Genomic DNA, 19,285 nt, shown 5'->3' on the forward strand with positions numbered 1-19,285 from the left:
AATCTCCTTCAGGTCAGGTCACAAAGCGTTGTAGCGTAGGGTCAGCCAGGCACCACGGCCCGGCTGGTTGAAGCCATCGACGGTCTGGTAATCCGCATCCAGCAGGTTGCTCAGGCGCGCCTGCAGGCGCCAGGCCGGGCTGAGGCGGTATTCGCCGCGCAGGTCGAGGGTCACAAACCCGGCCAGTTCGGTTTGCTTGGCCAGGTCGTCATAGCTGGCGCCCTGGGCATGCAGGCTGCCACCCAGGCTGAAACGGCCCAGCGCGCGGTCCAGCTCCAGGTTGAAGGTCTGCCGTGGCCGGCGATTCAGCGGCTTGCCATACAGCGACTGGCCGGCGACCAGGCGGCGGCTGCGGTTCTGCGTATCGATCAGGCTGTAGTTGGCCTGCCAGCTCCAGGCCTGCCACTGACTGGACAGCTGCATCTCCAGGCCATGGACCAGCGCCCGGTCGACGCCTTCGGCCATGCTCTGGCGCTTGCCATTGACCAGGCGGGTCACGGTGGCGATCAGGTTGTCGATTTCACTGCGGTAGGCATGTAGCGACCACTGCCCCCAGTCATGCTCAGCGCTCAGGCCCAGCTCGGCACTGCGCGACTGCTCGGGCTGCAACTGCGGATTGCCGAATCCCGGGTAGTACAACTGGTTGAAGGTAGGCGCCTTGTAGGCTTCGCCATAGCTGGCCGACAGCAGCAGGGCATGGTTCAGCTGATAGCCATAGGCCAGGCTGCCACTGTCATGGCGACCGAACTGCTCATCCTCGTCACGGCGCAGATTGACCTGCCACTGGTGACGCCCCCGCTCACCGAGGTATTGGCTGAACAGACCATGGCTGTCGCGATTGTCCCGTGCATAGGGCGTGCTGCCATTGATCTCGTCGCGCTGGCCATCTACCCCCAGGCTGAACACATGCCCCGCGCTGAGGGTGAAGTCGTTCTGCCAGCTGAGGCTGTCGCGCCGCGAGTCGAAGCGCGAATAGAACCGGCCATCCTGGAAATTATCCGACTTGTCCTGACTGCGGCCCACCTGCACGCGACTGCCCCAGATTCCCAGCGGTTGATAGCTGAGGGTGGCGCCCAGCACGTCCTGCACACCCTCGCCGTACGCGGAAAAGCCCGTCGTACGCTTGCTGTTCACCCCGTCGAAGTCATTATGGGTGCGCGCCTGCAACAGACTGGCGGAAAGTTGCAGGTCGTCATTCAGCTGCACACCGCCGCGCAGGCTGCTGGCCAGGTTGCGATAGCCGTCGTGATCGGCCTCATAACCACTGGCGCGCGGCTGCTTGGCTTCGAGGCCATGACTGGCCTGGCTGCTCGCCGCCAGACTGTACCAAGCCGGCCCCGCCGCGCCGCTCACCCCGCCACTGGCCGTGCGCGTCGCCTGGCTGCCATAGCCAAGACTGAAGAATGGCCGCGCCTGCTGGCTATCGGCCTGACGCGTGAAAATCTGGATGACCCCGCCAATGGCTTCCGAGCCATACAGGCCGGAACGCGGCCCGCGCACCACCTCGACACGCTCGATCAACTCCAGCGGCAGGTCCTGCCAGGCCAGACCACCACTGCTCACCGAGCCGGCTTTTACGCCATCGATGAGCACCAGCACATGGTTGCTGGGCGTGCCGCGCATGAATAGCGAGGTGGCCTTGCCGGGGCCACCACTGTTGGTCAGGCTGATGCCCGGCAGACGCTGTAGCAATTCAGGCAACGATTGCGCCTGGCTGTGCTCGATGGCCTGGCGATCGAGCAGGCTGCTGGCAGCCAGCCGTGCCTGGCTGGCCTGGCTGGTGCGGGTTGCGGTAACCCATTGCTGCTGCAGATTGAGGGTATCGTGACTGGCCTGGGCAACCAGGCAGAACAGACTGGCTGGCCCGAAAAGGCCAGCGCGCAGGACTTGCTTGTGCATCGAAACTGTCTCCATCACGCCCGCCGCGTGATTGCCGGTAAAGGCTACGCAGAGCAAGAGGAGACAAGACAGCCCGGCGGTGCGCCGTGGCGTGCCCGACCACGCCCGCCGCGTGCCATGGGAATGCGACAGGCCGGTCTCCGGGCTGGTGGATGCAGGTCATGCCTGGTGTCGTGAAACCTTCCCATGCTGGCGCACAGTGGCATTCATCACGACAGGCGAGCCGGCCAAGAGCCGCTCGCTCATCTCACTTACCGTTGCGGGGGCAGCGCCGGTTTCTCACCGGCTTCCCAGTTTCAGCCTCTGCATGAGGCACCTGAAGCAGGGCGCGGACTCTAGAGGGTTAACCGCTCCGGGTCAATCAGGGATTACTGGCCAGGCGCTGGCCAGCCAGTACGCGGCGTGCGCCGAGGTAGCTATTTTGCCAGTAGCGTGCCGACAGGCTATCCAGGCGCACCGTACCGCCACTGGACGGTGCATGGACGAAACGGTCTTCACCGACGTAGATACCGGCATGACTCACCTGGCCGCCACCATTGGTGGCAAAGAACACCAGGTCGCCCGGCTGCAGGCTGTGGCGCTGCACGCTGGGTACGCGCAGGGCGATCATTTCGCGCGTGGAACGCGGCAACTGCACGCCGGCGGCGTCACGAAACACGAAACCGATCAACCCGCTGCAGTCGAAGCCACCTTGCGGCGTGTTGCCGCCATATACATAGGGCGTACCGACCAGGCCGATGGCGCGAAACAGCACGTCCTCGGCCACCCCGGAACGCTCCGGGACAACCTGCACGGGCGGTGCGATATAGGGTTGCGGTGCCTGGCTGCTGCAGGCGACCAGCAACACACTGCTCAGCAGCAGGCTGGCAAGCGACAGGCGCGATGAAGGCATGGGCGGCTCCAGCCGGCGGACGACCGCCCTACTCTGCCTGCCATGCGTTGGACAGGCAAGTCAGACAGTCAGTTTTCGCTGCTCAACGACTGCTCGGCAAACGGCTGTGGGCCTTCCGGGAGGATGCGCTTGGCGAGCATGTAGCTGGCTTTCCAGTAACGATCTTCCAGGCTGTCGATACGCACGCCACCGCTACGCGAGCTGGAGGAATGGATGAACTGGTCATCGCCAATGAAGATGCCGACATGGCTGACCTGACCACGCCCGCGGTTGTTGAAGAACAGTACGTCGCCCGGCTCCAGCTCGGCACGTGCCACCTTGGGCGCATCGACCTTGATCAGTTCCCGCGAGGAACGCGGCAACTGGATACCCATTTCCTGCTTGTACAGGAAGCCGACGAAACCACTGCAGTCGAAACCGGTCTTCGCCGAGCTGCCGCCCATGCGATAGCGCGTCCCCAGCAGGGCTCGTCCCTGCTCGATCATGCTGTCGGCCAGACTGGGCATCTGGTAGTCCTGTTCGTCACTGAGCGCGGCCATGGCCTGCTCTTCCGCCTGGGCCTGATCAAGCTGCAGCTCGGCGAGACGCACGGACTCCGCCACACTGTCAGCAGCGGCAAATGGACTGTCAGACGCGCCTTGATGGGCACAGGCAGACAACAGGAGGGCCAAGGTAACTGGCACGAGGGGTGCGAAGCGATGAGGCATGGGCACGACCGTGTCGAATTGTTGGAATCGCGCGACTATGCCGTCTATGGGATCGATTTGCAAATTCAATCGCCCCAGCTGTGACTCAGTGCCGCAGCTGGGCCATCTAACCGCGCCGCTTGCTCAGTGGTCGGCGCTCAGCGCCAGAAGCATCGACAACTGCGCCAAGGGACGGCCCGTTTCTGCCTGCCACTGGTTGAACTGCGCCTGCACCGTGGCCAGCGCGGCCTGGCTGGTCGGCGGCCGCTCGATCACGCCCAACCCCTTGAGTGCGGCCAGCACATCCGGGCTGAGAATAAAGGTGTCCTTGCCGGCCATGCGCAGAAAACGCGGTGCCGACAGGCCGCCCAGCTGCTGGCCATGCCGCGCCAGATAACGCCACAGGCCAACGATGTCAGTGCCCGGCCAGTCGGCCAGCCAGGCGGCAAAGCTGCCGTGCGTCGCCGCGATGTCCAGCAGCATCTGCGCATTGCGCGGCACGCTGGCCAGCTTGCCGAGGTGACGGATCAGCCGGCGATCCGCCATCAGCCGCTCCAGGTGCTCGGCGCCCATCAGCACGACCTTTTCCGGCACGAAGCGAAAAAACGCCTCCTCGAACGCCGGCCACTTGGCATCCACCAGGCTGTGCTTGAGGCCGGCGCGAAAGATCCGCTGGGTCAGCAGCGACAAATAACGATCATCTCTGACCGCGCGTAGCGCCGCGTTGCTCAGCGGTTGCGGCAGGCGTGCTTCAAGGGCTTGCGGCGAGCCAAACCGGTTGACCGCGTATTCATAAAGCCGCTGGAAATCCGCCATGTGCGTGCTCCTTCTGGCAACCGGCTAGAGATTCATCACGTCAACAAAACGCGGTGTGGCGTTATCGTCGATGCGCAGGCTCTTGAAGTCGAACAGCTGGCCATCGGCCAGTTGCGAAGGCACCACGTTCTGCAGGGCGCGGAACATGATCTCGGTACGCCCCGGTGACTTGCGCTCCCATTCCAGGAGCATTTCCTTGACCACCTGGCGCTGCAGGTTCTCCTGCGAACCACACAGGTTGCAGGGGATGATCGGGAACTCCTTGAGCGCCGAATAGGCTTCGATGTCCTTCTCGCTGCAGTAGGCCAGCGGGCGGATCACCACGTTGCGCCCATCGTCGGAGAGCAGCTTGGGCGGCATGGCCTTCAGCGTGCCGCCGTAGAACAGGTTGAGGAAGAAGGTTTCGACGATGTCGTCGCGATGGTGACCGAGGGCCATCTTGGTCGCGCCGATCTCGTCGGCGAAGGTATACAGGGTGCCACGGCGCAGGCGCGAGCACAGCGAACAGGTGGTCTTGCCCTCGGGGATTTTCTCCTTGACCACCGAATAGGTGTCCTTCTCGAGGATGTGGTAATCCACACCGATCGACGACAGGTACTGCGGCAGCACATGCTCGGGAAAGCCGGGCTGTTTCTGGTCGAGGTTGACCGCTACGATGTCGAAGCGGATCGGTGCGACTTTCTGCAGGTACAGCAGAATATCCAGCAAGGTATAGCTATCCTTGCCGCCGGACAGGCAGACCATCACCTTGTCGCCGTCCTCGATCATGTTGTAATCGGCAATCGCCTCGCCAGCCAGGCGGCGCAGGCGTTTTTGCAGTTTGTTCTGGTTCACCGAAAGGGTTGCCATGCTGGGTGTCGGTCCGGATGCGTAAAAGGCCGGCATTTTACCCGCAAAGCCGGCGCCTCCCCAGCCCCCCTTGCAATGAGTCGACCATGTGCCCTGCCGCTGCCCCGCTACCGACCTTCTGCCAGCAACTGCTCCTGCTGCTGCAACAGCAACCGGCCGGGCTGAGCGAATACCAGTTGCTGCAACAGCTGCGCAGCCAGGCCGACAACCCGCTGCCGAGCGGAGAGCTGAGTGACCCGTTGTGCCTGTTTCGCTGCCATTTCCTGCTGTTCAACGGCCTGTACCAGCTGCGTGACCTGTTGCTGGAGCGCGGCCAGGCGCAGCTGCTGATCAGCCCGTTGTGCGTCCAGCTGGCGCCCTGGACACCGGGCAGCCAGGCACTGGCCAGCCATGATCCGCTGCGCAGCTACTACCTCGACCTGCAACACCTGGAGGACACCGGTAGTGACGACGTGGAGCGCCTGCTGGCCAGTTTCTGGACACGCCTGCACGGCAACGAAGACCGTCAGGCCGCGCTGGAACTGTTCGAGCTGCACACGGCAGAGGACCTGTCGCTGGGCGCGATCACCCGGCGCTACCGGCAACTGGTCAGCCAACATCACCCGGACCGCGGCGGCAGCCACGAGCGCCTGCAAACCATCAACCTGGCCATGGAAGTGCTGCGCCGGCATTACCAGTGAGCCGGCTCTGGCATAATCGCGCCATGAGCGAAGCCCTTCTGCAGCGTGTCGAAGCCTGCTACCAGCTGGCCGAGGCCTTCTTCCAGCGTCCTTTTCTGCGTCCTGCGGTCAGCCTGCGCCTGCGCGGTCTGAAAGCCGGCGTTGCGCACCTCACGGAAAACAAGCTGCGCTTCAACGCCCAGTTGTACCGCGAAAACCAGGAGCACTTCCTGCGCCAGACCGTGGCCCACGAGGTGGCCCACCTGGTCGCGCACCAGATGTTCGGCCCACGCATCGCCCCGCATGGCGAGGAATGGCAACTGATCATGCGCGGCGTCTATGGCCTGGTGCCGGAGCGCTGCCACAGCTACGAAGTGCAGCGCCGCGTACAAACCCGCTACATCTATCGCTGTGCCTGCACCGAGGGCGGCGAGTTTCCCTTCTCCAGCCAGCGTCATCGCCTGGTGGGGCAAGGCCGGCGCTATTTCTGCCGGCGCTGCAAGGTCACCCTGAGCTTTACTGGCGAGCAGCGCCGCGAATAACCCGAAGCCAGAGCCAATTTACGATCTTCTGGATTAGAGCCAGACAAGGCAAAAACGGTCGAGGAAGCGCAGTTTACGAGTGGTAAATGAGCATCCGAGATCGTTTTTAACGCTGTATGGCCGACAGCCAGGAGATCATAAACAGGCTCTCAGGCCACCACCTTGCCGGCGCGCAGTTCGGCAATACGCTCAGCCGAACAGCCCAGCTCGGTCAGCACCTGATCGGTATGCGCGCCGACCGGCACGCCGATATGCCGCGGCGCATCGATCCCGCTGGAGAACTTGAGCGGGCAGGCAATTTGCCGCTGCGGCGCGGCACCTTCGCGCGGCACCTCGGTAACCAACCCGCGGGCCTTGAGCTGCGGGTGCTCAACCGCCTCGGCCAGCTCCAGCATCGGCTCGACACAGGCGTCCAGCGCGGCGAACCGCTCGCGCCAGTCGGCGAAGTCGCGCTTCTCGAATTCCATCTGGATTTCCCGCTTGAGCGCCTGCTGGTCCGCGGGCTGCATCGACAGCCCGCGGGCGGCCAGTTCCGGGCGACCGATGGCGGCGCAGAATTGCTGCATGAACTGCGGTTCCAGGCTGCCCACCGCGAACCAGCGACCGTCGCGGGTGCGGTAATAGTCGTAGAAACTGCCGCCATTCAGCGCCTGGTTCTCCATCTGCGGCTCCACGCCACAGGCCAGGTAACCGGCGCCGGACAGCGCATGCAAACTGAACGCGCAGTCGGTCATGCTGATATCGACGTGTTGCCCCTGCCCCGTCACCTGGCGCTGCACCACGGCGGCCAGCAGGCCAATCACCCCGTGCAGCGAGCCGCCGGCGATATCCGCGGCCTGAATGCCCAATGGTAGCGGCCCCGTGTCGCGTCGGCCGGTATAGCTGGCCAGCCCCGCCAGGGCCAGGTAGTTGATGTCGTGCCCGGCGCGATCCTTGTAGGGGCCGGTCTGGCCGTAGCCGGTGATCGACACGTAGATCAGCTTCGGGTTGACCGCCCGCAGCGCCTGGTAACCCACGCCGAGCTTGTCCATCACGCCGGGGCGAAACTGCTCCAGGACGATGTCGTACTCCTGCACCAGCTGCTTGACCAGCGCCACCGCCTCGGGCTTTTTCAGGTCGAGGGCCATACCGCGCTTGTTGCGGTTGAGATAGGCATGGCTGGCCGCCACGCCCTGATCGTGGGGCGGCAACACGCGCACCAGGTCCATGCGCGAAGGCGACTCGACGCGCAGCACCTCGGCGCCCATGTCGGCCAGGAGCAGCGAGGCGAACGGCCCCGGCAGCAGGGTGGAGAAATCCAGCACTTTCAGCGAAGACAACGGACCGGACATAGCGACTCCTCAATACAGTTCAACGTGCGGCGCGGAGCAGGCCCGCGCCGTCATCAGGTTCATTCCCAGAGCAGCGGCTGATCTGCCGGCAGCTGTTCGACCAACCCGGCGTAGCGCGCCTCCAGCACATTGCGGCGAATCTTCATGGTTGGCGTCATGCAGCCGTTGTCCACCGTCCAGGGTTCGCGCACCAGCACGAAATGGCTGACCCGCTCATGCGGCTCCAGATGGCTATTGAGTGCAGCCAGGTGTGCCAGCAGTTCTGCTGACACAAGCGCCTGCGCCTGCTGGCGGGCAGCCGGGGACAGTTCGATCAGCGCCAGCGGCTGGTCGAGGTTGCTGCCCATCAGACAGACCTGCTCGACCCACGGGCACTTGGCGATCTCGCCCTCGATGGGCGCCGGCGCCACGTACTTGCCCTTGCTGGTCTTGAAGATGTCCTTGACCCGCCCGGTGATGCGCAGGTAGCCGTCGCCATCCACCGCGCCCTTGTCGCCGGTGTGCAGCCAGCCATCGCGCAGCGTCTCGGCGGTCTTCTCCGGATCGCGGTAATAGCCCTGCATCAGCGTCTGGCTGCGCAGCAGAATCTCGCCGTCCTCGGCAATGCGTAGCTCAAGGTTGGGCATCGGCCGCCCCACGCTGCCCAAACGCACCTGGCCCGGCCGGTTGAAACAGCCATAGGCGAAATGCTCGGTCATGCCATAGCCCTCGCAGATCGTCAGGCCGATGCGCTGGTACCAGGCCAGCAGCCCGGTGGAGATGGCGGCCGCGCCGGATATCAACACCCGCGCCCGGTCCAGGCCGAGCCCCGCGCGAATCTTGCGCGCCACCAGCCAGCCCAGCAGCGGGATGCCCAGCAGGCGATCCAGCCTGGCCTGCGGCAGCTTCTCCAGCACGCCCTGCTGGAAACGCGTCCACAAGCGCGGCACCGAGAAGAACACGGTCGGCCGGACATGCCGCAGGTCGCTGGCGAAGGTCTCCAGCGACTCGACAAAGGCCACCGGTGCGCCGCTGTACAGGCTGTTGAACTGCACCAGAAAGCGCTCGGCAGCATGCGACAGCGGCAGGTAGGAAAAGAACTGGTCGCCCGCTCCGACCCCCAGCTCGCTGGTGGCCCAGGCCGCCGAACGGGCCATGGCGCCGGCCGAGAGCATCACACCCTTGGGCGCGCCAGTGGTGCCGGAGGTGTAGAGGATCGACAGCAGCTCATCAGCCTGCTGATCGCGGGTGCCGGCCAGCGGTTGGTGACGGGCCAGCAGACTGTGCCAGTCGTGCGCCGTGGGCATGCTCGGATAGGGCATGGCGATGCGCGTGATGTGCGGCGCGATGCCGGTGGCGAGCTTGTCCGGCTCGTCCAGCTTGCCGACCAGAATCACCTTGCAGTCGGCATGCTCCAGCACGTAGGCGATCTGCTCGGGCGCCTGCAGCGGATAGAGCGGCACGCTGACCAGCCCGGCGAGCTGGATGGCCAGGTCACTGATAAACCACTCCGCGCAGTTCTTCGCCAGCAGTGCCACCCGCTCGCCGGGCGCGCAGCCCAGCGCCAGCAAAGCACTGGCCAGGCGGCGGGCCTGCTCGTCGACCTGCCGCCAGGTGAAATCGTGCCACACACCGGCCACCGGCTGGCGCAGCCAGACGGCATCGGGCTGCTGCTGCAACCAGTGGTTGAAGCGCTGTAGCGGCAGTTGCAGAGGCTCACTCATCGCCAGATCCTTCTTGTTGTTATGGCTCGAATCACGTTACGGCTGCGTGCTATTCATTATTCGCTTGCTGCTTGTGCTTGCAGCCGATGCTACAGCTTCATCCCGCGACTGATGATCTCCTTCATGATCTCCGAGGTGCCGGCGAAGATGCGCTGGATGCGCGCGTTCGCGTACATCTTGCAGATCGGGTATTCCCACATGTAGCCCCAGCCGCCGTGCAGCTGCACGCCTTCGTCGACCACCTTGCAGAGCAGCTCGGTGGTGAACAGCTTGGCCTCGGCGGCCACCTCGGGGCTGAGCTTCTTCTGGTTGTGGTCCATCACGCAGCGGTCGGTGAACACCTGGGCCACGTCCACCTGGGTGCGCATCTCGGCCAGCTTGAAGCGGGTGTTCTGGAAGTGCGACACAGGACGACCAAAGGCCTGGCGCTCCTTCACGTAGTCGATGGTGGTCTGCAGCGCCGCCTCGGCGCCGGCGACCGCGCCGCAGGCATTGGTCAGGCGCTCCTGGGCCAGCATGTTCATCAGGTAGAAGAAGCCGCCCTTGGCGTCGCCGAGCAGGTTGGCCTTGGGCACTTTCACGTTATTGAAGAACAGCTCGGCGGTGTCCTGGCTGTGCATGCCCAGTTTCTTCAGCTTCTTGCCACGCTCGAAGCCCTCCATGCCGCGCTCGACCAGGAACAGGCCCATGGCGTGCTTGTTGGACGGATCGGTCTTCGCCGCAACGATCACCACATCGGCCAGGTAGCCGTTGGAGATGAACACCTTGGAACCGTTCAGCTCCCAGTGGTCGCCCTTGTCCACGGCGGTGGTGCGCATGCCGGCCAGATCGGAACCCGCGCCCGGCTCGGTCATGGCCACGGCGAGGATGGTCTCGCCGCGGATGATGCCCGGCATCAGGCGGGCCTTCTGCTCGGCATTGCCGTACTCGGCGATATAGGGGCCGCACAGGGCCGAGTGCAACGGAATCATGAAACCGGCTTCGTTGATGCGCGCCAGTTCCTCGCACATGATCTGCTCGTAGCGGAAATCCTTCAGGCCCAGGCCGCCGTATTCCTCCTCGGCCCAGGGCAGCAGGAAGCCCTGCTCGCCAGCTTTGAGCCAGACCTCGCGGCTGACCATGCCGGCCTCTTCCCAGGCTTCCTGGTGCGGCACCACTTCCTTGAGCAGGAAGGCGCGGAAGGACTCGCGGAACATGTTGTGTTCGGTTTCGAAATGGGTGCGCTGCATCGTTCGGGTCTCCGCCGGGTTGATCTGCCACGCAGGGTAGGCTGGCCGGGCAAGCGCTCTCAATGACGCAGGTGCTCAGCCTCAATTGACCCATTCGTCCAGAGGCAAAGCGTCACGAGTCTTGCTAGGCTGCCGCCACCACAAGAAGAAACCGCTTCGACGAGTTACGCATGCACCAGAGCCACGACAATAGCCCTCTGTTTAGCCGCAGCACCCTGGTCATTCTCGGCTGGCTGGCCGCCGTGCTCCTGATCGTCTGGCTGCTGCCGGCTAACAACCTGCTGAAGACCGCGGGCAACTGGTTCCCCACCTGGCTACACAGCTGCATGGAGCTGCTGGCCATCGTGGTCGCTGCGCTGGTGTTCAGCATCAGCTGGCACAGCTACCGCAGCGAGCAGGCCGGCAACCTCAGCCTGCTGGCCTGTGGCTACCTGGCGGTGGCACTGCTGGACAGCGCCCATCTGCTGTCCTATCGCGGCATGCCCGACTTCATCACCCCGTCCAGCGTGGAGAAAGCCATCGACTTCTGGTTGGCCGCCCGTCTTAGCGAAGCGCTGGTATTACTCGGTGTGGCACTCCGTGCCTGGCGGCCGCTCACTCATCCACAGCAGCGCTACCAGTGGCTGGCGGCCACTCTGGGCGGAGTGGCCCTGATGGTTTACCTGCGCCTCTACCAGCCACAGCTGTTTCCACGCATGTTCATCGAGGGCCAGGGTCTTACCCCGCTGAAGATTGTCATGGAGTGGCTGGTCATCGGCCTGCTGGCCTGTGCGGCCGTGGGTCTGTTGCGACGCCGTGAGCAACCCTTCGACCGCCAAGGCCTGCTGCTGGCGGTAGGCATTTCGATCCTTTCGGAGTTGTGCTTCACCGCCTACCGCAACCCGCATGATATCTACCAGTTGCTCGGCCATGCCTATAAGGTGCTGGCCTGCCTGGTGGTCTATCGAGTGGTATTCGTCTCCAGTATCCAGCAGCCGTATATCCAGCTGACCAGTGAAATCAGCGAGCGACGACGTGCCGAACAGCAGGTGGAAACCCTGTCGTTCTACGACAACCTGACCGGCCTGCCCAACCTTGAGTTGCTCCGCGACCGCACCAGCAAGGCACTCAGCACGCTGTCCCGAGATGCCCAGCAGGTCGCCCTGCTGTACATGGATATCGACGGCTTCAAGGACGTCAACGACTCGCTGGGGCATGCCTGCGGCGACACGCTGATCCGTGAACTGGGCAGCCGCCTGCAAGGCCTGCTGCGCAGCTCCGACACCCTGTGTCGAGCCACCGGCGACGAATTTGTCATCCTCATGCCCGACGTCGAGAATGCCGAAAGCGTGGGCTTGCTGGCCGAACGCATCCTCAACGGCCTGCAACGCCCCTTCCTGCTGCATGGTCATCTGCAGACCATCAGCCTGTCGCTCGGCGCCGCCGTCGCCCCGCATGACGGCCAGGACTGCGAAACCCTGCTGCGCAACGCGGAAACCGCCATGTACCAGGCCAAGCAGGACGGCCGGCAAACCTGGCGATTCTTCGACAGCACGATGAACCAGCAGGCACTGGCGCGCCTGCAACTGCTCAATGATTTGCGCCAGGCAATCGCCCAGCACCAGCTGCAGCTCTACTACCAGCCGCAGATCGACCTGGCCAGTGGCCGACTGAGCGGCGTGGAAGCCCTAGTGCGCTGGCAGCACCCCGTACGCGGCATGATCTCACCCGCCGAGTTCATTCCCGCCGCCGAAGAAAGCCGGCTGATCATTCCGCTGGGCGAGTGGGTGCTGCGCCAGGCCTGCGCACAGGCAGCCAGCTGGCAGCGCCAGGGCCTGGCGCTGCCGCAAGTGGCGGTGAACATCTCGGCTATCCAGTTGCAGCACGGCCATCTCGAAGAAAGCGTGCTGCAGGCGCTGGCCGACAGACATTTACCAGCCAGCCTGCTGGAGCTGGAGATCACCGAATCAAGCTTGGTGGACAAGACCGAGCAGGTCATTGACAGCCTCAAGCGCCTGAAGGCCATGGGCGTCAACCTGTCCATCGACGACTTCGGTACCGGTTACTCCAGCCTGGCCTACCTGCAGACGCTTGCCGTGGACAAGCTGAAGATCGACCAGTCGTTCGTCCGGGACCTCACCCTCAACCAGGACAACCGCGCCATTGTCAGTGCCATTGTGCAAATGGCGCATACCCTCGGCCTGGCCTGTATCGCCGAAGGGGTGGAAAGCCAGGACATCGCCGCCGCCCTGCATCGCCTGGGCTGCCAGCAGGCACAGGGCTATCTGTATGCCCGGCCCCTCCCGGCTGACGAACTGCAAACACTCCTGCAGGACTGGCCGGCGGCACACTGGGCGCAAGACGGCACGACCGAATAAGCGCCCCTGCCTGGCAGGATCGGCGCTTGTCCCGGGGCAATCCTGCCCTCTACCATCGCCCCGCCCACTCAGGAAGCTTGTGCATGCGCGAACGTACCATTGCCAGCCACTTCGTCCGTGCCGCGTTGCGCGGCGCCCAGCGCCGCGGCCTGGACTGCCAGCCACTACTGCGCCAGGCCGGCATCCAGGACGCCGTGCTGCGCGAGCCGCGCGCACGGGTCGACCCGGCACAGTTCGCCCGGCTCATTCAATGCCTGTGGGAAACGCTCGACGACGAATACCTGGGGTTTGGCCGTCAGCCCAGCAAACGCGGCACCTTTGCCATGATGGGCCACACGCTGATCCATTGCCGCAGCCTGGACAAGGCGCTGCGCCGTGGCAGCCTGTTCTACGGGCTGTTTCCCGACGCCCCCTGCATCACCCTGCAGCGTGAAGGCGACTGGGCGCGCCTGAGCGTCGATGATCAGAACCTCTGGGACCCCGACCATTTCCTCGTGGAAAGCCTGCTGGTGATCTGGCATCGCCTGGGTAGCTGGCTGATCGGCCAGCGTATCCGCCTGGAAGAAGCCACCTTTACCTATGCGCAACCGGCGCACGCCAGCGAGTACGAACTGCTGTTTCCCGGTACGCGGCGTTTCAGCGCCGGGCATACCAGTCTGCTGTTCCATGCCCGCTACCTGGACATGCCGCTGCTGCAGGACGAGCGCACCCTCAAACAGTTCCTGCAACATTCGCCGGCCGACCTGCTGGCCCGCCCCGACGCGGGCGACAGCCTGACCAGCCAGATACGTCGTTTGCTTGGCCGCGACTGCCAGCAATGGCCTGACCTGGAAAGCGTCGCCCGGCAACTGCACAGCAGCCCGCAAACCCTGCGCCGGCGCCTGCGCGAGGAAGGCTCGAGCTTTCAGGAACTCAAGGATCATCTGCGCCGCGACCTGGCGATCTATCACCTGGGACGCAACGACCTGGATATCCAGGCGATTGCCGAACAGCTGGGCTTTTCCGAGCCGTCGGCGTTCCACCGCGCCTTCAAGAAATGGACCGGCCTGACCCCCGGCGCCTACCGCGCCCAGGAAGGCTGAACACACGCCGTCAGCCAGGCGCCACACAGGCCCCTGGCTGACAGCAGGTGGCGGCTCAGTTGCCGCGATAGGTAGAAAAGCCGTAGGGGCTGAGCAGCAGCGGGATGTGATAGTGCGCCACGCTGCCATCCACCGCGAAAATCACCGGGACTTCCGGGAAGAAACTGGTGGTCTGCTGCTGCTTGAACCAGTCGCCGGTTTTGAACGTCACCCGATAGGTGCCCGACTGCAACGCCTGCCCTTGCGGATAGAGCGCGGTAATCCGCCCCTGTTCGTTGGTCACCGCCTGGTTGAGCGCCTGCCAGCCGTTCTCGGCGTGTTTTTCCAGCGTCACGCTAACCCCGGGCGATGGCAGGCCATCCTGCAGATTGAGCACATGTACGCTCAGCGGATTACCACTGGCCATGGCCAGCGAAGACAGGCCGCACAGTGCGGCGGCAGCAAGCAGTTTGTGCAAGGTATGCATGGTGAAGCGCTCCTTCAGTGGGTTTTGCCGAGTACTTGATCGATGGCCTGCTGCGCACAGCGTTCGTCCATCTCCGCACCACCGGCGCCGGCCACGCCGATGGCACCGATGACCTGGCCCTGGGCCTGCAGCGGCAAACCGCCGCCCAGCAGTAACAGTTCATCGAGGGTATTGAGGTTGGCCGCCTGCGGGTTGCTACGCGCCCGTTCGGCCAGTAGGCCGGTGGGCGTCTTGGTCGACAGCGCGGTATAGGCCTTGCGCTGCGCCGCCAGGGTGTTGTGCGGACCGACGTTGTCATCACGCTGCAGAGCCACCGGGTTACCGCCACGATCGACCACCACGGCAACCGCGCTGCGCTCAGCGGCATGGCAGCTGGCCAGGGTCGCTGCAAGCAGCTGGTTGGCCAACTGCAAAGACACCTCGGGACGATTGACGATGCCGCTGTCGGCGGCCCAGGCCGAATTCAGTCCAAGGGCCAGAATGGCCAGCGACAGGCTTGCTTGACGAATGTGCATCACACGCTCCTCCAAGGGGGTTGTTGGTTGCCACGCCGCCATACTGGCGCAGCCCGCCGCACAGACCGATTGCCGGAGGATTACCAATTTGTAATGGGCGGCGCGGCGCATTGCGCCTAGGCTATGCGCCAGTCTGGGAGAGAAAGACGATGCGTATCCTGGTAGTGGAAGACGAAGCCAAGACAGCCGATTACCTGCGCAAGGCGCTGAGCGAGGCCGGTTATGCCGTGGAGACCGCTCACAACGGGCTGGATGGCCAGCACCTGGCGGCAGAGTTCGAGTTCGCGCTGATCATCCTGGATGTCATGCTGCCGGGCCTGGACGGCTGGCAACTGCTGCAACGCATCCGCCGTAGCAGCCAGGTGCCGGTGCTGTTCCTCACTGCCCGCGATGCCGTGGAGGATCGCGTCAAGGGGCTGGAACTGGGCGCCGACGACTACCTGATCAAGCCCTTCTCCTACGCCGAACTGCTGGCTCGGGTACGCAGCCTGTTGCGCCGCGGCCCCGTCCGTGAGGTGGAGCACTACCAGGTGGCCGACCTGCAACTGGACCTGCTGCGTCGCCGGGTGACGCGTAACGGCGAACGACTCACCCTGACCAACAAGGAGTTTGCCCTGCTGCACCTGCTGATCAGCCGCGAGGGCGAAGTGCTGTCTCGCGCACTGATTGCCTCGCACGTCTGGCAAATGAACTTCGACAGCGACACCAACGTGGTGGATGTGGCGATCCGCCGCCTGCGCGCCAAGGTCGACGACCCCTACCCCGTCAAGCTGATCCATACCGTGCGCGGCATCGGCTACCTGCTGGAGGCCCCCGCATGAGTCACTGGCCACGGCGCCTGAGTCTGCGCCTGGCGCTGATGTTTGCCCTGGTCAGCATGCTGGTACTGGGGCTGCTCGGCACCTACCTCTATCACTCGCTGGCCCGCGAGCTGGCCTGGCGCGACGACCAGGCGCTACTCGGCCGCTTGCAACGCATGCAGGCCCTGCTGGCCGACAGTGCGGGTATCCAAGCCTTGCAGCAGCGTCCGGTACTCTATGAAAACATGCTGGGTAACCGCGACAGCCTGCTGTGGCTGCTGGACGCGCAGGGCCAGGCACTGATCAGCATCAACCCGAGCAACGCACAGCTACCCACGCTGCCAGCCAGTCCCCAGCCGCGCCTGACAAATGCCACCGACCGCGCAGGCCTGCGCCTGGCCTGGCAAACCCTGGACAGCCCGCAAGGCCCACTCACCCTGATCGCCGGACGCAGCCTCGCTGAACGCCAGCAGATGCTCGCCAGCTATCGCCTGCGCCTGTGGCTGGCCCTGGCAGCCTGCGGCCTGCTGGCTTTCGCCCTGGGCGGCTGGGTCAGTGCACGCGGCCTGCGGCCGGTTCGCCAGCTGGCGCAACAGGCGGCCTCGATCGACGTACGCACGCTAGATGCACGTCTCGACGAACAGCAGCCCGTGCAGGAACTGGCGCAGCTCAGCCAGGCGCTCAACCAGATGCTCGCCCGCCTGGAACAAGGCTTTGCCCAGCTCTCACGCTTTTCTGAAGACCTCGCCCATGAAATGCGCACCCCGCTCAGCAATCTCATGGGCCAGACCCAACAGGCACTGCGGCACAGCCGCTCGGTGAGCGATTACCAGGATGTGCTGGTCTCCAACCAGGAAGAATACGAGCGCCTGTCGCGGATGATCGACAGCATGCTGTTCCTCGCCCGCTGCGAGCAGCCACAGGCCTCGATCGCCCGCCAGACGGTAGACCTGGCCGCACTGCTGGCGCAGTTGTTCGACTACTTCGAAGACGTGGCGGAAGAGCGCCAGCTACGTCTCAGCCAGCAAGGCAGTGGCACCCTGCAGGCTGATCCCCAGTTACTGCGCCGGGCCCTGGCCAACCTGTTGGCCAATGCGCTGCGCCATGCCACGCCGGGTAGCTGCATCCAGGTCAGCAGCCTGCAAGATAGCCAGCACTGCACGATTAGCGTCCACAACCAGGGCCAGGCGATTGCCGCCGAGCACCTGCCCTACCTGTTCGAGCGCTTTTACCGCTGCGACCCGTCACGCCAGCAAAGCGGCGACAGCGGGGGCCTCGGCCTGGCCATCGTGCGCTCGATCATGCACCTGCATGGTGGCCAGGTCAGCGTACACAGCGATGCCCAGGGCACCTGCTTTAGCCTGCACTTCCCCACACCGGCCTAGGCACGTCGCAGCAAGCCCAGGGCCAGGCTCAGCAGCAGAGCCAGGCTGGCCAGCAATACCAGCCATCCGGCCTGCTGCCAAATATGCCCGGCGGCATAACCCAGCACGCTGGAGCCCAGGTAATAAGAGAACAGATACAGCGCCGACGCCTGGGCCTTGGCCTGTTGCGCACGCTGCCCAAGCAACCCGCTGGCCACCGCATGGGCAGCGAAAAAGCCCAGGGTGAACAGTGCCAGGCCAGGCACCACCGCCACCAGCCAGGGCAAGGCACACAGGGCCACGCCCAGCAGCATCAGGCCGATCGCCGCCTGCACCAGCGGCTTGGCCCCCCAGCGCAGCACCAGGCGGCCGCTCCAACCGGCACTGAGCATGCCCAGCAGGTAGACGCTGAACAGCAGGCCGATCCAGCTGTTGGACAGCGCAAAGGGCGGCATCGCCAGACGAAACCCCACGTAATTGAACAGCGCTACGAAACAGCCCATCAGCAGGAAGGCCAGCAGGAACAGGCGGCGCAGGGAGGCCTGACGCAGATGCATGGCAAAGTTACCCAACAGCCCACGCAGGGATAGCGGCTGGGCTAGGAAATGCCGCGAAGCCGGCAATAGCCAGCAAAACAACAGCAAGGCCAACGCGGCCAGGCCGGCAATGCCCGCCAGGGCCAGCGGCCAACCGCCCAGGTCACTCAGCACACCGGCCAGCAACCGCCCCAGCAAACCACCCAGCGCCGTACCCGCGATGTACAGGCCCATGGCCGACGGCAGCGCCGCCGGCTCGAACTCCTCACTGACATACGCCATGGCCAGTGCCGGCACCCCGCTCAGGGCCAGACCCAGCAAGGCACGCAGCCACAGCAACAGCTCCCACTGGCGCGCCAGGCTACAGGCCAGCCCCAACACACAAGCCAGCGCCAGCGCCATAGCCATCACGCCCTTGCGCCCCCAGCTTTCCGCCAGCGCACCGGCCAGCAACAAGGTCAATGCCAGGCTCAGGGTCGTCAGCGACAGGGCCAGGCTGCTACTCGCCGCCGACACCGCAAAATGTGCCGCCAGCAAAGGCAACAATGGCTGTACGCAATACAACAAGGCAAAGGTGGCAAAGCCGGCACAGAACAGTGCCAGGCTGGCTCGCCGGTAGCCGGCACTGCCGCGCTGCCAATGGCTGGCAGGATCGGAGGACATGACACGCAACTCCTGAGACAACGGTCAACAATGCAGGCGCTACTCTACCAGTACCTGTCGCTGCCGAGCTTTGCCAGCCTCGCGCGCTAGCGGGCTAGCCATTGTTTTGCCAGCGGTTATTGTGTGTAATCGGCCACAGATTCAGGGATGAACCCGCCTGCCTCGCGCATCGGTGGCACGCCTGCAGCGCGCCTGCCGTCCCTGACCTGCCGCACACAGACCACGTCTACAGGGATCCTGCGCATGAACTTCAAGAAAAAATCCTCCAGCCTGCTGCTGGCCAGCGCCATTGCCTTCTCCTCCGGTTGCGCCAACATGTCCGACAACCAGTGGATGAACAAGGAAAACATCGGCACCCTGGTAGGCGTAGCCGCAGGCGTGCTGGTAGGCAGCCAGATTGGCGATGGCCGTGGTCGTACTGCCGCCATGATTGCCGGTGCCCTGGCCGGCGGCTACCTGGGCAAGACCATCGGCGCCAACCTCGATGAGCGTGATCGCCAGGCGCTGGCCCTGCAAACCCAACAGGCCCTGCAGTACAGCCAGGACGGCCAGAGCAGCCAGTGGACCTCGGAACACAGTGGCGCCAGCGCCACCATCACCCCGGTCAAGACCGAAAGCGAAGCTCGCCCGGTAGCCGTCAAGCGCACCCCCAAGGTGCAGCCAGTGGCCAACATGACCCTGCTCAACAAGCCTTATCGCGCCATCAAGTCGGCCAACGTGCGCAATGCCCCTGATCTGAATGCCGCCAAAGTCGGCGGCTTGCCGGCCGACAGCACCTTCACCGCGGTAGGTCGCACCGATAACAACTGGATCATGGTCGGCCGCCGTGGCGTGACCATCGGCTATGTCTATGCCCCCCTGGTGGAAGCCGTGAAACCCGCCACCCCGAGCAGCGC

At 64.5% G+C, this 19,285-nt stretch carries 18 protein-coding genes and 1 riboswitch; of the genes, 7 read left to right on the top strand and 11 right to left on the bottom strand.

Features of this window, described 5'->3' with window-relative positions:
• Positions 1 to 18: 18 nt before the first annotated feature.
• From btuB to ttcA, 5 genes are all read right to left on the bottom strand, one after another.
• Positions 19 to 1,899, bottom strand: a complete 1,881-nt coding sequence (gene btuB, locus CFY91_RS13580) for a TonB-dependent vitamin B12 receptor (protein WP_093986908.1) — start codon at positions 1,897 to 1,899, stop codon at positions 19 to 21.
• A gap of 114 nt (positions 1,900 to 2,013) precedes the next feature.
• Positions 2,014 to 2,234, bottom strand: a riboswitch (cobalamin riboswitch).
• Positions 2,235 to 2,260: 26 nt separating this feature from the next.
• Positions 2,261 to 2,791, bottom strand: a complete 531-nt coding sequence (locus CFY91_RS13585) for a C40 family peptidase (protein ID WP_093986909.1) — start codon at positions 2,789 to 2,791, stop codon at positions 2,261 to 2,263.
• Positions 2,792 to 2,859: 68 nt separating this feature from the next.
• The gene (locus tag CFY91_RS13590; RefSeq protein WP_093986910.1) at positions 2,860 to 3,498 is read right to left on the bottom strand and encodes a C40 family peptidase; all 639 of its coding nucleotides are present in this window, start codon (positions 3,496 to 3,498) and stop codon (positions 2,860 to 2,862) included.
• 123 nt (positions 3,499 to 3,621) lie between these two features.
• The gene (locus tag CFY91_RS13595) at positions 3,622 to 4,293 is read right to left on the bottom strand and encodes a DNA-3-methyladenine glycosylase I (protein ID WP_093986911.1); all 672 of its coding nucleotides are present in this window, start codon (positions 4,291 to 4,293) and stop codon (positions 3,622 to 3,624) included.
• Positions 4,294 to 4,317: 24 nt separating this feature from the next.
• The gene (gene ttcA / locus CFY91_RS13600; RefSeq protein ID WP_093986912.1) at positions 4,318 to 5,142 is read right to left on the bottom strand and encodes a tRNA 2-thiocytidine(32) synthetase TtcA; all 825 of its coding nucleotides are present in this window, start codon (positions 5,140 to 5,142) and stop codon (positions 4,318 to 4,320) included.
• A gap of 86 nt (positions 5,143 to 5,228) precedes the next feature.
• Between ttcA and CFY91_RS13605 the strand changes: the two genes are divergently transcribed.
• Positions 5,229 to 5,822 carry a DNA-J related domain-containing protein gene (locus CFY91_RS13605; RefSeq protein WP_093986913.1) on the top strand — a complete coding sequence of 198 codons (594 nt, stop codon included), beginning with the start codon at positions 5,229 to 5,231 and terminating at the stop codon, positions 5,820 to 5,822.
• A 23-nt stretch (positions 5,823 to 5,845) separates the two neighbouring features.
• A complete protein-coding gene (locus CFY91_RS13610) occupies positions 5,846 to 6,343 on the top strand; it encodes a SprT family zinc-dependent metalloprotease (RefSeq protein WP_093986914.1) in 498 nt (165 codons plus the stop codon).
• A gap of 149 nt (positions 6,344 to 6,492) precedes the next feature.
• Here CFY91_RS13610 and CFY91_RS13615 read toward each other — a convergent pair whose 3' ends face one another.
• The 3 genes from CFY91_RS13615 to CFY91_RS13625 form a co-directional block, all read right to left on the bottom strand.
• A complete protein-coding gene (locus CFY91_RS13615) occupies positions 6,493 to 7,674 on the bottom strand; it encodes a CaiB/BaiF CoA transferase family protein (protein ID WP_093986915.1) in 1,182 nt (393 codons plus the stop codon).
• 59 nt (positions 7,675 to 7,733) lie between these two features.
• Positions 7,734 to 9,377 carry an AMP-binding protein gene (locus tag CFY91_RS13620; RefSeq protein ID WP_093986916.1) on the bottom strand — a complete coding sequence of 548 codons (1,644 nt, stop codon included), beginning with the start codon at positions 9,375 to 9,377 and terminating at the stop codon, positions 7,734 to 7,736.
• Between the two features lie 89 nt (positions 9,378 to 9,466).
• Entirely contained in the window at positions 9,467 to 10,606 is a 1,140-nt protein-coding gene (locus CFY91_RS13625) for an acyl-CoA dehydrogenase family protein (RefSeq protein ID WP_093986917.1), read from the bottom strand.
• Positions 10,607 to 10,776: 170 nt separating this feature from the next.
• Here CFY91_RS13625 and CFY91_RS13630 point away from each other — a divergent pair, with 170 nt between their 5' ends.
• Both CFY91_RS13630 and CFY91_RS13635 read left to right on the top strand, forming a co-directional pair.
• Complete coding sequence (locus CFY91_RS13630) at positions 10,777 to 12,963, top strand: putative bifunctional diguanylate cyclase/phosphodiesterase (protein WP_093986918.1); 2,187 nt, start codon at positions 10,777 to 10,779, stop codon at positions 12,961 to 12,963.
• Positions 12,964 to 13,046: 83 nt separating this feature from the next.
• Positions 13,047 to 14,045 carry an AraC family transcriptional regulator gene (locus CFY91_RS13635; RefSeq protein ID WP_093986919.1) on the top strand — a complete coding sequence of 333 codons (999 nt, stop codon included), beginning with the start codon at positions 13,047 to 13,049 and terminating at the stop codon, positions 14,043 to 14,045.
• Positions 14,046 to 14,100: 55 nt separating this feature from the next.
• Here the strand turns inward: CFY91_RS13635 and uraH are convergent, their stop codons facing one another.
• Both uraH and CFY91_RS13645 read right to left on the bottom strand, forming a co-directional pair.
• On the bottom strand, positions 14,101 to 14,511 hold the full coding sequence (gene uraH, locus CFY91_RS13640; RefSeq protein ID WP_093986920.1) for a hydroxyisourate hydrolase: 411 nt from the start codon (positions 14,509 to 14,511) through the stop codon (positions 14,101 to 14,103).
• Between the two features lie 14 nt (positions 14,512 to 14,525).
• A complete protein-coding gene (locus tag CFY91_RS13645; RefSeq protein ID WP_093986921.1) occupies positions 14,526 to 15,026 on the bottom strand; it encodes a GlcG/HbpS family heme-binding protein in 501 nt (166 codons plus the stop codon).
• A 149-nt stretch (positions 15,027 to 15,175) separates the two neighbouring features.
• Between CFY91_RS13645 and CFY91_RS13650 the strand changes: the two genes are divergently transcribed.
• Together CFY91_RS13650 and CFY91_RS13655 are read left to right on the top strand one after the other, a co-directional pair.
• Entirely contained in the window at positions 15,176 to 15,847 is a 672-nt protein-coding gene (locus CFY91_RS13650; protein WP_093986922.1) for a heavy metal response regulator transcription factor, read from the top strand.
• Positions 15,844 to 17,211 (top strand): heavy metal sensor histidine kinase, encoded by a 1,368-nt coding sequence (locus CFY91_RS13655; RefSeq protein WP_093986923.1) that lies wholly within the window; start codon positions 15,844 to 15,846, stop codon positions 17,209 to 17,211. The genes CFY91_RS13650 and CFY91_RS13655 overlap by 4 nt, the downstream gene beginning before the upstream one ends.
• Here the strand turns inward: CFY91_RS13655 and CFY91_RS13660 are convergent.
• The gene (locus CFY91_RS13660) at positions 17,208 to 18,389 is read right to left on the bottom strand and encodes an MFS transporter (protein ID WP_093986924.1); all 1,182 of its coding nucleotides are present in this window, start codon (positions 18,387 to 18,389) and stop codon (positions 17,208 to 17,210) included. The two genes, CFY91_RS13655 and CFY91_RS13660, sit on opposite strands and share 4 nt — an antisense overlap.
• A gap of 243 nt (positions 18,390 to 18,632) precedes the next feature.
• Between CFY91_RS13660 and CFY91_RS13665 the strand changes: the two genes are divergently transcribed.
• A partial coding sequence (locus CFY91_RS13665) for an SH3 domain-containing protein (RefSeq protein WP_093986925.1) occupies positions 18,633 to 19,285 on the top strand: 653 nt, incomplete at its 3' end.

Origin of the sequence: Pseudomonas fluvialis (assembly GCF_002234375.1) — a bacterium.
Taxonomy (GTDB): domain Bacteria; phylum Pseudomonadota; class Gammaproteobacteria; order Pseudomonadales; family Pseudomonadaceae; genus Aquipseudomonas; species Aquipseudomonas fluvialis.

Coding starts and splice junctions, on each gene's coding strand:
- btuB (WP_093986908.1), bottom strand. CDS start 1,899: ATGCACAAGCAAGTCCTGCGCGCTGGCCTTTTCGGGCCAGCCAGTCTG.
- CFY91_RS13585 (WP_093986909.1), bottom strand. CDS start 2,791: ATGCCTTCATCGCGCCTGTCGCTTGCCAGCCTGCTGCTGAGCAGTGTG.
- CFY91_RS13590 (WP_093986910.1), bottom strand. CDS start 3,498: ATGCCTCATCGCTTCGCACCCCTCGTGCCAGTTACCTTGGCCCTCCTG.
- CFY91_RS13595 (WP_093986911.1), bottom strand. CDS start 4,293: ATGGCGGATTTCCAGCGGCTTTATGAATACGCGGTCAACCGGTTTGGC.
- ttcA (WP_093986912.1), bottom strand. CDS start 5,142: ATGGCAACCCTTTCGGTGAACCAGAACAAACTGCAAAAACGCCTGCGC.
- CFY91_RS13605 (WP_093986913.1), top strand. CDS start 5,229: ATGTGCCCTGCCGCTGCCCCGCTACCGACCTTCTGCCAGCAACTGCTC.
- CFY91_RS13610 (WP_093986914.1), top strand. CDS start 5,846: ATGAGCGAAGCCCTTCTGCAGCGTGTCGAAGCCTGCTACCAGCTGGCC.
- CFY91_RS13615 (WP_093986915.1), bottom strand. CDS start 7,674: ATGTCCGGTCCGTTGTCTTCGCTGAAAGTGCTGGATTTCTCCACCCTG.
- CFY91_RS13620 (WP_093986916.1), bottom strand. CDS start 9,377: ATGAGTGAGCCTCTGCAACTGCCGCTACAGCGCTTCAACCACTGGTTG.
- CFY91_RS13625 (WP_093986917.1), bottom strand. CDS start 10,606: ATGCAGCGCACCCATTTCGAAACCGAACACAACATGTTCCGCGAGTCC.
- CFY91_RS13630 (WP_093986918.1), top strand. CDS start 10,777: ATGCACCAGAGCCACGACAATAGCCCTCTGTTTAGCCGCAGCACCCTG.
- CFY91_RS13635 (WP_093986919.1), top strand. CDS start 13,047: ATGCGCGAACGTACCATTGCCAGCCACTTCGTCCGTGCCGCGTTGCGC.
- uraH (WP_093986920.1), bottom strand. CDS start 14,511: ATGCATACCTTGCACAAACTGCTTGCTGCCGCCGCACTGTGCGGCCTG.
- CFY91_RS13645 (WP_093986921.1), bottom strand. CDS start 15,026: ATGCACATTCGTCAAGCAAGCCTGTCGCTGGCCATTCTGGCCCTTGGA.
- CFY91_RS13650 (WP_093986922.1), top strand. CDS start 15,176: ATGCGTATCCTGGTAGTGGAAGACGAAGCCAAGACAGCCGATTACCTG.
- CFY91_RS13655 (WP_093986923.1), top strand. CDS start 15,844: ATGAGTCACTGGCCACGGCGCCTGAGTCTGCGCCTGGCGCTGATGTTT.
- CFY91_RS13660 (WP_093986924.1), bottom strand. CDS start 18,389: ATGTCCTCCGATCCTGCCAGCCATTGGCAGCGCGGCAGTGCCGGCTAC.